Origin of the sequence: Citrobacter sedlakii NBRC 105722 (assembly GCF_000759835.1) — a bacterium.
Classification (GTDB): Bacteria; Pseudomonadota; Gammaproteobacteria; order Enterobacterales; family Enterobacteriaceae; genus Citrobacter_A; species Citrobacter_A sedlakii.
The window spans coordinates 31948-44827 of record NZ_BBNB01000016.1; the positions used below are offsets into that span (position 1 = coordinate 31948).

A 12880-nucleotide genomic window follows, 5' to 3' on the forward strand; every position below is an offset into this window, starting at 1 on the left:
AGCCATCACGCTCTGGGGTGATGCTGTTGATGAAGTTGACGCAAGCGCTCGGTCGCGACGTGAGTATAAATCTGTGTGGTGGAGAGGTCGCTGTGTCCCAGCAGCATCTGCACCACGCGTAAGTCAGCGCCATGATTGAGCAAATGCGTGGCAAATGCGTGACGCAAAACGTGCGGCGACAGTTTCTCGCTGTCGATCCCCGCCAGCACGGCATAATGCTTAATGCGGTGCCAGAAGGTCTGGCGCGTCATCTGCTGCGCGCGCTGGCTGGGAAACAATACGTCAATGGAGGCGCCGTTAAGCAGCCATGGACGCCCATGTTCAAGGTAAGTCTCCAGCCAGTACACCGCTTCCTCGCCCAAAGGAACGAGGCGTTCTTTGTTGCCTTTGCCAATCACGCGGACCACCCCCTGACGCAGGCTGATGTCACTCATTGTCAGCCCCACAAGTTCAGAAACACGCAATCCGGTGGCATACAGAATCTCGAGCATCGCTTTATCGCGTAACTCCAGCGGTTGGTCAACCACCGGCGACTGTAATAATCTCTCAACTTGCGCTTCGCTAAGATCCTTCGGCAAGCGCTGCGGAAGTTTGGGCGACGCCAGCGCCGCGCTCGGATCGTCTGCGCGAATCTTTTCCCGATACAGATACTGGAACAGACGACGCACGGCGCTCAGCAGTCGCGCCGTACTGGTCGCTTTATAGCCACCGTCCATCCGCTCGGCCAGCAGCGCCTGCAGATCGTCGCTCTGAGCGGTTTCCAGCGACGCGTTACGGTGCGCCAGCCACTCCACCAACATAGTGAGATCGCGACGATAGGCGCTCAGGGTATTTTCCGCCAGATTTTTCTCCAGCCACAGCGCATCAAGAAAGTGTTCAATGCGCGCGAGATCCTTTTCCACATCAGCCTCTTTGATTTTGCAAGCCGCCATTATGACTCAATGGTATGGGTTCTGGTACACTCGCCTAAAATCAAAGCAAATATTGAGACGTTTACGCGATGAATATGGGTCTTTTTTACGGTTCCAGCACCTGCTACACCGAGATGGCCGCGGAGAAAATTCGTGACATCATCGGCCCGGAACTGGTCACCCTTCATAACCTGAAAGACGACGCGCCTGCCCTGATGGAGCAGTACGACGTGTTAATCCTCGGTATTCCTACCTGGGATTTTGGCGAAATTCAGGAGGACTGGGAAGCCGTCTGGGATCAACTGGACACACTCAACCTCGAAGGCAAAATTGTCGCGCTCTACGGGATGGGCGACCAGTTAGGCTACGGCGAATGGTTCCTTGACGCGCTGGGCATGCTGCATGACAAGCTGGCGACCAAAGGCGTAAAATTTGTCGGCTACTGGCCTACCGAAGGTTATGAGTTCACCAGCCCAAAACCGGTTATTGCCGATGGTCAGCTGTTTGTCGGTCTGGCGCTGGATGAAACCAACCAGTACGACCTTAGCGACGAGCGGATCCAGACCTGGTGTGAGCAAATTCTCGGCGAGATGGCGGAACACTACGCCTGAATGAGCTCAGTCTGACGGCACAGGGTTCTGCCTGTCCGTCAGCGTTATCGTTGCATTGACTGTTGCAGCATCAGCCGACATAAATCCCGCCACTCCGCTTCATCCATGCTGTCCGCTGCAAGCCACAAATGCTGGCGCTTCCCGCTTTCTGAACGCAGGCGCAACATCATGCCGGTTTTGATAATCCAGGGCGCGCTGACGATTGTCCATTCACGCCCTTGCCATCGAAGCCGACCGTCCATTAGCAGTTTCACCTCGCCCTGACAGGCGTTTATTCGACGCTGACTGCGGACGCAGTCAAACACCACCAGCGACAGTAAAATCATCCACAGCGGGGTGTAGCTCAGCGGCCAGGGCATTAACAAAATCGCCGCGGCCACCAGCCCATGCAGGAGCAGCGACAACCACTGCGCGCGCCACGAGACGCGGAGATCAGATTGCCACAGGACCACGATCCCGATTCCGTGTCTGGATGAGTCGTACCATCTGTTCCAGCTCAACATCCGCTGGTTTACCGTGGTTCATTAACCAGTTGAATAAATCGGGATCGTCGCATTCCAGCAGACGGACAAAAATGCGTTTTTCATCATCGCTTAACGTATCGTATTCATGTTCGAAAAACGGCATGATGGAAATATCGAGTTCACGCATACCGCGACGGCATGCCCAGTGAATACGTGCTTTGTTGTTAATATCCATGTTCTTCTTCCTGTCTTACGAAAATGAACGACCCGGCTATTGTAACGTGTTTTTCATCATAATTTACGGGAATATCAGTATTCGGAAGCACGATCGCTAATTAAAACCACAAAGAGACAATGGGTTCATTGTTTCTGGATGACGCCTCGCAATGCGAAAAATAAGGCACAAATGGGATGAGTAAAGCGCTTGCATTAGGCACTGGCTCTTTTACCATTAGTCATTATTACTGCGTTAAGCAAATCAGGACATTATTATGGCATTTACTCCATTTCCTCCCCGTCAGCCGTCAGCCTCCGCGCGTTTGCCGCTGACGCTGATGACGCTTGATGACTGGGCGCTGGCTACCATTACCGGCGCCGACAGCGAAAAATATATCCAGGGTCAGGTCACTGCCGACGTGAGCCAACTGGATGAGCACCAGCATGTTCTGGCGGCGCATTGCGATGCTAAAGGCAAAATGTGGAGCAACTTGCGCTTGTTCCGTGACAACGGCGGTTTCGCCTGGATTGAGCGCCGCAGTCTGCGTGACGCTCAGCTCACCGAACTGAAAAAATATGCCGTGTTCTCGAAAGTGGTTATCGCGCCGGATGACGAGCGCGTGCTGCTCGGCGTTGCTGGTTTTCAGGCGCGTGCGGCGCTGGCGAATAGTTTCAGCGTACTGCCGGACGCCGAAAAGCCGGTTGCTCGTGATGGCGTTACCACGCTGTTATGGTTTGAACATCCGGCAGAGCGTTTTCTGTTGATCACCGATGCCGCAACCGCGGAAGCCGTCAGCGAAAAATTGCGCGGCGAAGCAGAACTGAACAACAGCCAACAATGGCTGGCGCTGGATATCGAAGCCGGTATTCCGGTCATTGACGCGGCAAACAGCGCGCAGTTTATTCCGCAGGCTACTAACATTCAGGCGCTGGGCGGCATCAGCTTTAAAAAAGGCTGCTATACCGGCCAGGAAATGGTCGCCCGGGCGAAATTCCGCGGCGCCAATAAGCGCGCGCTGTGGTATCTGGCCGGTAAAGCCAGCCGGGTTCCGGAAGCGGGTGACGATCTGGAATTGCAGATGGGTGAGAACTGGCGCCGCACCGGCACAGTGCTCGCTGCGGCGCAGCTCGACGATGGTCAGCTGTTGGTGCAGGTGGTGATGAACAACGACATGGAAGCTGACAGCGTATTCCGCGTTCGTGACGATGCCAATACGCTACACATCGAACCGCTGCCCTATTCGCTGGAGGAGTAAAAACCGACCCAGTGGCGCGGCGTCTGACGGCGCTGCGCTTACCAGACCTACCGCTCGGTTAGAAGCCGGATGAGGCGCTCACCGATATCCGGCATACAAACTACGCCTGACCGACGTACAGATAAATCGCGAGGAAATGGCAGACGCTGCCGCCGAGCACAAAGCCGTGCCAGATGGCATGGTTATAAGGTATGCGTTTACATACGTAGAAAATAACGCCCAGCGAGTAGACCACGCCGCCGACTGCCAACAACGTCACACCGCCTGCCGCCAGCTTGATCGCCAGTTGATACACGACAATCAACGACAGCCAGCCCATCGTCAGATAGGTCACCAGCGACAGCACCTTAAACCGGTGCGCAATTGTCAGCTTGAACAAAATGCCCAGCAGCGCCAGACTCCAGATCACAATCATCAGACCACGCGCCAGCGGTGAGTCCAGTCCCACCAGCAAAAACGGCGTATAAGTACCGGCAATCAACAGATAGATCGCGCAGTGGTCGAATTTCTTCAGCCACACTTTGGCGCGCTGATGTGGGATGGCGTGATACAACGTGGAGGCCAGAAACAGCAGAATCATACTGCCGCCATACAGACTGTAGCTGGTAATCGCCGTGGCGCTGGCGTTCATATCCACCGCCTGAACCAGTAACAGCACCAGGCCGACAATACCAAACACCAGCCCAATACCATGACTGATGCTGTTGGCGATTTCCTCTGCCAGTGAATATCCCTGTGAGATTAATGGCTTTTGAACCATAGCTTACTCCGGAGAAACGAACACATTCGTGATTGCTCCTCTAGCGTAACTGAGAATAGTTCCAGTGAACACCTGTTAGCTAAAATATTTCCACTTTTAAATTTAATCATTTAATATCAATGACTTGAATTTACTATTTCAACTTACAGCTGTTCGGTAAAATCAAACACATTTAAAATCAATTACATAAAACTGCTTCTCATTCGGGTAAATGTCAGCGATTACCTGCTTTAGCTCATCAAGCGTCATATTTTCCTGTCGTGCATGTTCTTCCGTCAGCGTGTCCAGCGTCACTGTCGACGTCCCCACCACGTTAATCGTGCAAAAATAACCATCATCTTCATAACGCCCCACCCGCAGAACATCGCCTGCTTTAAAGTGCGCTTCAGAAGCATCGCGAATGGTGATGGTTTTCCGGCCTGCCAGAATATCGTCCTGGAAGCGCTGAAAAAAAGTGATGTCATTGGACTGCATGTTATTATTTCCTGAAGATCAAGTCAGATGAGTGAGTTTTGCCATTGTGAGTATGTTCTCCCACGCCGCCGTCGCCAGTCTCAACAATATCGAGATGTTGGTCTACAACTATGTCATTAAAAACCGTGACAAAGTGATCTACATGACCATCCGCGAGCTGGCCGACGAGGCAGGGGTTTCCACCACCACCGTGTTACGCTTCTGCCGCAAACTCAGTTGCGAAGGCTACTCAGAATTTCGCGTACGTTTTAAATTATATGTAGAGCAAAATGAACCGCAACAGACAAACTTTGGCGCCAGCGAAATCATTAGTTTCTTTAAAGGCGTAAATAATGATGAATTTGATCAGTTACTCGATCGGGCCGTCGAGATAATATTGTCTTCTGAACGCATTATATTTGTCGGTGCAGGGACATCCGGCGCCTTAGCGAAATACGGCGCGCGTTTTTTCTCGAATGTGGGTAAATTCAGTAACCATATTGACGACCCTTATTTTCCGGTCACTAACGATATGGCGCGTAATGCGCTGGCGATTGTGCTTTCAGTTTCGGGCGAAACCGAGGAGATCCTGCGTTTTGCCAGCCAGTTCAGCCTGCATAAGTGTAAGGTCCTGTCGGTCACCAGCCATGAACATTCGCGCCTGGCAAAACTGGCCGACTTTAATCTCTCCTGGCACGTCCCGCAAACCCGTATTGGCGGCGTATACGATATTACTACGCAAATTCCGGTGATTTATATTCTTGAGACGCTTGGTCGCAAGCTGGCAAAAAAATTAGCGTAAAAACAGGGTGTTTTTTGGTGGTAACAAATTACCGCTACGCTATTTTGTTATATCGTGACATTTACCTTCCCTTTGTTAGACTCAAATCCGTTTGTATGAATTTGAGATAACCTGACGATGAACACACTCACCTTACCGAAAGATTTTTTATGGGGCGGCGCAGTCGCAGCGCATCAGGTGGAAGGCGGCTGGAATAAAGGCGGCAAAGGACCGAGCATTTGTGATGTGCTGACTGGCGGCGCGCACGGCGTACCGCGTGAAATCACCCGGGAAGTGGTGCCGGGCAAATACTACCCGAATCACGACGCGGTGGACTTCTATGGTCACTATAAAGAAGACATCAAACTGTTTGCCGAAATGGGCTTCAAATGTTTTCGCACATCGATTGCCTGGACGCGCATTTTTCCACAGGGCGATGAAACGCAACCCAATGAAGAGGGGCTGAAGTTTTACGATGACATGTTCGATGAGTTGCTTAAGTACAACATTGAACCGGTCATCACCCTCTCCCACTTTGAAATGCCGCTGCATCTGGTAGAGCAATACGGTGGCTGGACGAACCGTAAGGTGGTCGATTTCTTTGTTCGTTTCGCTGAAGTGGTGTTTGAACGCTACAAGCACAAGGTCAAATACTGGATGACCTTCAACGAGATCAACAACCAGCGTAACTGGCGCGCGCCGCTGTTTGGCTACTGTTGCTCCGGCGTGGTATATACCGAGCATGACAATCCTGAAGAAACCCTCTATCAGGTGTTGCATCATCAGTTTGTCGCCAGTGCGCTGGCGGTGAAAGCGGCGCGGCGCATCAACCCGGAAATGAAGGTCGGCTGTATGCTGGCCATGGTGGCGCTGTATCCCTTCTCCTGTAAGCCGGAAGAAGTGATGTTCGCTCAGGAGTCGATGCGTGAGCGCTATGTTTTCACCGACGTCCAATTACGCGGATATTATCCTTCTTACGTGCTGAACGAATGGGCGCGCCGCGGCTTTACCATTCACATGGAAGAAGGCGACACGGACATTTTACGTGAAGGCACCTGCGACTATTTAGGCTTCAGCTACTATATGACCAACGCGGTGAAAGCGGAAGGCGGCAGCGGCGACGCCATTTCCGGCTTTGAAGGCAGCGTGCCGAACCCGCACGTGAAAGCCTCTGACTGGGGCTGGCAGATCGATCCGGTGGGTCTGCGTTATTCCCTCTGCGAACTGTACGAGCGCTATCAGAAACCGTTGTTTATCGTCGAAAACGGCTTTGGCGCTTACGATAAAGTCGAGGAAGACGGCAGCATTAATGACGACTATCGCATCGACTACCTGCGCGCCCACATCGCGGAAATGATCAAAGCGGTAACTTACGATGGCGTGGATCTGATGGGTTACACCCCGTGGGGCTGCATCGACTGCGTCTCGTTCACAACGGGTCAGTACAGTAAGCGCTACGGCTTTATTTACGTCAACAAACACGACGACGGTACCGGTGATATGTCACGCTCACGCAAAAAAAGTTTTGAGTGGTATAAAAAAGTGATTGCCAGTAACGGCGAAGAGCTTTAACCCTTTACGCCGGGTGGCGGCTTCGCCTGACCCGGCCTGGACAGGGCCGCGGTGGGACTTACTTCCCCCCGGCCAGTTCCAGAAAACTCCCCGTCACGTATGACGCCTTCTCACTTAATAGCCAGACGATCGCCTGCGCCACCTCTTCCGGCTGACCGCCGCGCTGCATTGGCAGCATTGACTTCACCCGATCCACCCGCCCGGGCTCGCCGCCGGAAGCATGAATATCGGTATAAATCAGTCCAGGACGAACGCAGTTGACGCGGATGCCCTGCGCCGCCACTTCCAGTGATAATCCCGTCGTAAGGGAATCGACGGCGCCTTTTGACGCCGCATAATCCACATATTCCCCCGGCGCACCTAACCGTGACGCCGCAGAGGACACATTCACAATCGCCCCGCCTTTGCCTCCGTGCCTGAACGACATACGTTTAACCGCTTCACGACAGCAGAGAAAATACCCCGTCACGTTAGTTGCCAGCACGCGGTTGATCCGCTCAGCGGTCAGATACTCAACCGTGCTTTGTTCAAACAGGATACCTGCATTATTGACCAGCGCGGTTAGCGGCTCGTTTTCACTATCGATAGCGGCGAACATCGCCACGACCTGCGCCTCGTCGCTAATGTCAGCGCGCAGGGCAAAAGCCTTGCCGCCCGCGGCCGTTATCGCCTGTACGACCTCGGTTGCCGCGCGGATATTATGATGAAAATTCACGGCGACGGTATAACCTTCGCACGCCAGTTGCAGCGCGGTGGCCCTGCCAATTCCCCGGCTGGCGCCGGTGACCAGTGCAATTCCCATACTCTTTCCCCCACAAAAAAGCCGAGCGGCAGTGACGCTCACCCGGCCTACAATGTCACTGACACAGCGGAATGATTACTGGTATTCGCTCATCGGTACGCAGGAGCAGAACAGGTTACGGTCGCCGTAAACATCATCAAGACGCTTCACGGTCGGCCAATACTTATTCGCCACCCCTGCCGGGAACACCGCGACTTCGCGGCTGTAGCTGTGATGCCATTCTGCCACCAGCTCGTTCTGGGTATGCGGCGCGTTCACCAGCGGGTTATCGTCCAGCGACCACTCACCCGCTTTCACGTGATCGATCTCCGCACGAATCGCCAGCATCGCATTGATAAAGCGATCCAGCTCGACCTTGCTTTCAGATTCCGTTGGTTCCACCATCAACGTGCCCGCTACCGGGAACGACATGGTCGGCGCATGGAAGCCGTAGTCGATCAGGCGCTTGGCAATATCCAGTTCGCTGATGCCCGTCTCTTCTTTCAGTGGACGAATGTCGAGAATACATTCGTGCGCCACGCGACCGTCGCGGCCGGTATACAGCACCGGGAACGCGTCTTTCAGACGGCTGGCGATATAGTTGGCATTGAGAATCGCCACCTGGCTTGCCTGCTTTAAGCCCTCCGCGCCCATCATCCGGATGTACATCCAGCTGATCGGCAGAATAGACGCACTGCCAAACGGTGCGGCGGAAACCGCGCCCTGACGAGTCAGCATTCCTTCAATCTGTACCACGCTGTGGCCCGGCACAAACGGCGCCAGGTGCGCTTTCACGCCAATCGGCCCCATGCCCGGACCGCCGCCGCCGTGCGGAATACAGAAGGTTTTATGCAGGTTAAGGTGCGAAACATCCGCGCCGATAAAGCCTGGCGAGGTAATGCCAACCTGAGCGTTCATATTCGCCCCGTCAAGGTATACCTGACCGCCATACTGATGAACGATCTCGCACACTTCACGGATCGTCTCTTCATACACGCCGTGGGTGGAGGGGTAGGTCACCATGATGCAGGAGAGATTTTCGCCCGCCTGCTCTGCCTTCGCGCGCAGATCGGCAAGATCGATGTTACCGTTCTTGTCGCAAGCGACAACCACAACCTGCATCCCTGCCATTTGTGCAGAGGCCGGGTTAGTACCGTGGGCGGAGGCCGGGATCAGGCAAATATCACGATGCCCTTCGTTACGGCTTTCATGGTAATGACGAATCGCCAGCAGACCAGCATATTCCCCCTGCGCGCCGGAGTTTGGTTGCATGCAAACGGCGTCGTAGCCGGTCAGTTTCACCAGCCAGTCGGCAAGCTGGCCGATCATCTGCTGGTAACCTTCCGCCTGCTCCGGTGGACAGAACGGATGCAGTTCAGCGAATTCCGGCCAGGTGATTGGGATCATTTCTGCCGCCGCGTTCAGCTTCATCGTGCAGGAGCCCAGCGGGATCATCGCCTGATTCAGCGCCAGATCTTTTCGCTCCAGCGAGTGCATGTAGCGCATCATTTCGGTTTCGCTGTGATAGCGATTAAATACCGGATGACTCAGGATCGCGTCGTCACGCAGCATACTTTGCTGAACAGAGCGGCTGTCATGGGCGACGTCTTTGTCCAGTGCGTCTACGTTCAGACCGTGATCGTCGCCGAGCAGGACGGTAAAAAGTTGCTCTACGTGTTCACGGGTTGTGGTTTCATCCAGAGTAATGCCCACTGCGCTGATGATATCGCTGCGCAGATTAAATTCTGCGGCTTCCGCACGCGCCAGCACCGCGGCTTTATCTGCCACTTCCACACACAGGGTATCGAAGTAGTGCGTATGACGCAGTTTCAGCCCTTTTTGCTGCAAACCTGCCGCCAGAATATCCGTCAGGCGGTGAATACGATTTGCGATACGTTTCAGGCCAACCGGACCGTGATATACCGCATACAGGCTGGCAATATTCGCCAGCAGCACCTGTGAGGTACAGATGTTGGAGTTGGCTTTTTCACGACGGATGTGCTGTTCGCGCGTCTGCATCGCCATGCGCAGCGCGGTGTTACCCGCAGCATCTTTCGATACGCCAATGATTCGGCCCGGCATGGAGCGTTTAAATTCATCTTTTGCCGCAAAGAAGGCCGCGTGTGGACCGCCGTAGCCCATCGGCACGCCAAAGCGCTGGGCGGAGCCGAACACAATGTCCGCGCCCTGTTTGCCCGGCGCCGTCAACAGCACCAGCGCCATAAAATCGGCCGCGACGCTGACAATCACCTTCCGCCCCTTCAGTTCGCTAATCAGCGCGCGGTAATCGTGCACTTCGCCGGTGGTGCCGACCTGCTGCAACAGCACGCCAAACACGTCCTGATGATCCAGTACTTTTTCGGCGTCATCGACAATCACGTCAAAACCGAAGGTTTCCGCACGCGTCCGCACGACATCCAGCGTTTGCGGATGGACGTCAGCGGCGACGAAGAAACGGTTGGCGTTCTTCAGTTTGCTCACCCGCTTCGCCATCGCCATGGCTTCTGCTGCGGCAGTCGCTTCATCGAGCAGCGAGGCAGACGCCATATCCAGACCGGTCAAATCCAGCGTTACCTGCTGGAAGTTGAGCAGCGCTTCCAGACGGCCCTGAGACACTTCCGGCTGGTATGGCGTGTAAGCGGTGTACCAGCCCGGGTTTTCCAGCATATTGCGCAGGATCACCGGCGGTAACTGCACGGCGGTGTAACCCATACCAATGAAGGAGGTGAAGCGCTTGTTACGTCCGGCGATGGCTTTTAATTCAGCCAGCGCTGCATATTCTGTCGCCGCCTCGCCCACCTGCGGCGGTGTGGCAAGCTGAATATCTTTCGGCACAATCTGGCCGATCAGCGCATTTAACGACTCGGCGCCAACCGTATTCAGCATTTCTTGCTGCTGCGCGGCGTCCGGTCCGATATGGCGTTCAATGAAAGCGCCGCTGTTTTCAAGCTGGCTTAACGTCTGTGTCATGGGCGATGGTTCCTGAAACGTGCAGTGAATCGTGATTGTCTTTAACTCAATTGCCCGGTGGCGATACGCTTACCGGGCCTGGGCATATAAAACGAATATGCAGAATCATTCGCGTTGCAGGAGGGCGGCGACGCAGAGGATCCCCAGGCGCTTAGGTGAGTCAGTGACCGGGGTAAGCCACGCCTGCAGCGTGAAGAATGCAGCGTTTTTACTCGTCTTCTAACAATGCTTCGTACGCCGTGGCGTCCAGCAGCGAATCCAGTTCGCTCTCATCGCTGGCTTTGATCTTAAAGATCCAGCCCGCGGCATACGGCTCGCTGTTGACCAGCTCCGGAGAGTCGCTCAGCGCGTCGTTGACGGCCACAATCTCGCCGCTCACTGGCGCGTAGATGTCAGACGCCGCTTTCACGGACTCGGCCACCGCGCAGTCGTCGCCTGCGCTGACAGTCGCGCCCACTTCCGGCAGGTCAACAAACACCATATCGCCCAGCAACTCCTGAGCGTGTTCAGTGATGCCAACGGTGTAGGAGCCATCGGCTTCTTTACGCAGCCATTCGTGTTCTTTGCTGTATTTCAGTTCTGCGGGTACGTTGCTCATCAATCAATCTCCAGAAAAGGATGAATCACGCGACGGCTTTGCCGTTGCGCACAAAGACAGGTTTAGTCACTTTTACCGGCATTTCACGGTTACGGATCTGCACAATCGCCGTCTCGCCAATACCTTCCGGCACACGCGCCAGCGCAATGCTGTAGCCCAGCGTCGGAGAGAACGTACCGCTGGTGATGATGCCTTCTTGTTGATTACCCTGGGCATCGGTAAAGCGGACCGGCAGCGCAGTACGCAGCACGCCTTTTTCCGTCATTACCAGACCGACCAGTTGTTCGGCGCCTTTTTCACGCTGCATCTCCAGCGCTTCACGACCGATAAAGTCGCGCTCAGCCGGTTCCCAGGCGATCGTCCAGCCCATATTGGCCGCCAGCGGGGAGATCCCTTCGTCCATCTCCTGACCGTACAGGTTCATGCCCGCTTCCAGGCGCAACGTGTCGCGCGCGCCGAGGCCGCACGGTTTAACGCCAGCATCGACCAGCGCCCGCCAGAAATCGGCGGCCTTTTCATTCGGCATCGCAATTTCATAGCCCGCTTCGCCGGTGTAGCCGGTGGTTGCGATAAACAGATCGCCCGTCTGGACGCCGAAAAACGGTTTCATGCCTTCTACTGCCTGACGCTGTTCGTCGGTGAACAACGTGGCGGCTTTCGCCTGCGCGTTCGGCCCCTGAACGGCAATCAGCGACAGGTCATCACGAACGGTGATCTCAATGGCGTAAGGTTCGGCGTGTTGGGAGATCCAGGAGAGGTCTTTTTCGCGGGTGGCGGAGTTGACAACGAGGCGGAAGAAATCTTCGGTAAAGTAATACACAATCAGGTCATCGATGACGCCGCCCGACGCGTTAAGCATACCGGAATACAAGGCTTTCCCGGTTTTGGTGAGCTTTGCCACATCGTTCGCCAACAGATAGCGCAAAAACTCCCGGGTGCGGCTGCCGTGCAAATCGACGATGGTCATGTGCGACACATCGAACATGCCGGCATCGGTGCGGACCGCATGGTGCTCATCAAGCTGAGAACCATAATGCAGCGGCATCATCCAGCCATGAAAATCGACCATGCGCGCGCCACATAGCGTGTGTTGTTCGTACAAAGGAGTCTGTTGAGCCATCTTGTCCTCATTGAATAAGCGGGGCTGACAACCATTTCGCCGTGACAATATTCACCACGAAACCTGGCGCCGGAGCCCTGTCCCGACCCCGACGCAAACGTTCTCTTTGACTCTGAACTTACCACCGAAACTGACGCTTAACCATAAGGCAAAATTAATCATCACATTAGCTTATGACCAAAAATCGCCAGCAGCACAGAAAAATAAAATACTGCTTAAACGCCCTTCTGTCTGTGTTTTATTTTTAAAATTGCGCACCCTCTCCGCAGAATGAAACATTAAATGCGGAAAAATTGTCAAAAATCGCGCAGCGCAAAAACACTTTCATTAGAAAAAGTAATGCGAAAACGTGGGTGAAATTAGTTTATTTCAAATGAGCGAAGGTCC

General features: G+C 54.3%; 14 protein-coding genes. 5 read left to right on the top strand and 9 right to left on the bottom strand.

Features of this window, described 5'->3' with window-relative positions; translation table 11 throughout:
* Positions 1–5: 5 nt before the first annotated feature.
* A complete protein-coding gene (gene xerD / locus CSE01S_RS19640) occupies positions 6–902 on the bottom strand; it encodes a site-specific tyrosine recombinase XerD (protein WP_042292373.1) in 897 nt (298 codons plus the stop codon).
* A 98-nt stretch (positions 903–1000) separates the two neighbouring features.
* On the opposite strand from xerD, the gene fldB reads away from it, so the two are divergent.
* A complete protein-coding gene (gene fldB, locus CSE01S_RS19645; protein ID WP_042292135.1) occupies positions 1001–1522 on the top strand; it encodes a flavodoxin FldB in 522 nt (173 codons plus the stop codon).
* Between the two features lie 44 nt (positions 1523–1566).
* On the opposite strand, the gene CSE01S_RS19650 is transcribed toward fldB, so the two are convergent.
* Positions 1567–1974, bottom strand: coding sequence for a protein YgfX (locus CSE01S_RS19650; protein WP_042292137.1), 408 nt, complete (start codon positions 1972–1974; stop codon positions 1567–1569).
* Entirely contained in the window at positions 1955–2221 is a 267-nt protein-coding gene (gene sdhE, locus CSE01S_RS19655; protein WP_042292140.1) for an FAD assembly factor SdhE, read from the bottom strand. The genes CSE01S_RS19650 and sdhE overlap by 20 nt, the downstream gene beginning before the upstream one ends.
* A 256-nt stretch (positions 2222–2477) precedes the next feature.
* Between sdhE and ygfZ the strand changes: the two genes are divergently transcribed.
* The gene (ygfZ, locus tag CSE01S_RS19660; RefSeq protein WP_042292142.1) at positions 2478–3458 is read left to right on the top strand and encodes a tRNA-modifying protein YgfZ; all 981 of its coding nucleotides are present in this window, start codon (positions 2478–2480) and stop codon (positions 3456–3458) included.
* A gap of 100 nt (positions 3459–3558) precedes the next feature.
* Here ygfZ and trhA read toward each other — a convergent pair whose 3' ends face one another.
* Positions 3559–4218 (bottom strand): PAQR family membrane homeostasis protein TrhA, encoded by a 660-nt coding sequence (gene trhA, locus CSE01S_RS19665; RefSeq protein WP_042292146.1) that lies wholly within the window; start codon positions 4216–4218, stop codon positions 3559–3561.
* Positions 4219–4380: 162 nt separating this feature from the next.
* A complete protein-coding gene (gene yqfB / locus CSE01S_RS19670; RefSeq protein ID WP_042292149.1) occupies positions 4381–4692 on the bottom strand; it encodes a N(4)-acetylcytidine aminohydrolase in 312 nt (103 codons plus the stop codon).
* 52 nt (positions 4693–4744) lie between these two features.
* Here yqfB and CSE01S_RS19675 point away from each other — a divergent pair, with 52 nt between their 5' ends.
* Positions 4745–5473, top strand: coding sequence for a MurR/RpiR family transcriptional regulator (locus CSE01S_RS19675; protein WP_042292150.1), 729 nt, complete (start codon positions 4745–4747; stop codon positions 5471–5473).
* A gap of 117 nt (positions 5474–5590) precedes the next feature.
* Entirely contained in the window at positions 5591–7024 is a 1434-nt protein-coding gene (locus tag CSE01S_RS19680; protein WP_042292153.1) for a 6-phospho-beta-glucosidase, read from the top strand.
* A gap of 58 nt (positions 7025–7082) precedes the next feature.
* Here the strand turns inward: CSE01S_RS19680 and CSE01S_RS19685 are convergent, their stop codons facing one another.
* The 4 genes from CSE01S_RS19685 to gcvT form a co-directional block, all read right to left on the bottom strand.
* The gene (locus CSE01S_RS19685) at positions 7083–7826 is read right to left on the bottom strand and encodes an SDR family oxidoreductase (protein WP_042292156.1); all 744 of its coding nucleotides are present in this window, start codon (positions 7824–7826) and stop codon (positions 7083–7085) included.
* 75 nt (positions 7827–7901) lie between these two features.
* Entirely contained in the window at positions 7902–10775 is a 2874-nt protein-coding gene (gene gcvP, locus CSE01S_RS19690) for an aminomethyl-transferring glycine dehydrogenase (protein WP_042292159.1), read from the bottom strand.
* Between the two features lie 208 nt (positions 10776–10983).
* A complete protein-coding gene (gcvH, locus tag CSE01S_RS19695) occupies positions 10984–11373 on the bottom strand; it encodes a glycine cleavage system protein GcvH (protein ID WP_042292161.1) in 390 nt (129 codons plus the stop codon).
* Positions 11374–11398: 25 nt separating this feature from the next.
* Complete coding sequence (gcvT, locus tag CSE01S_RS19700) at positions 11399–12493, bottom strand: glycine cleavage system aminomethyltransferase GcvT (protein ID WP_042292164.1); 1095 nt, start codon at positions 12491–12493, stop codon at positions 11399–11401.
* A 293-nt stretch (positions 12494–12786) separates the two neighbouring features.
* On the opposite strand from gcvT, the gene CSE01S_RS23635 reads away from it, so the two are divergent.
* Complete coding sequence (locus CSE01S_RS23635) at positions 12787–12870, top strand: hypothetical protein (RefSeq protein WP_434219506.1); 84 nt, start codon at positions 12787–12789, stop codon at positions 12868–12870.
* Positions 12871–12880: the final 10 nt, after the last annotated feature.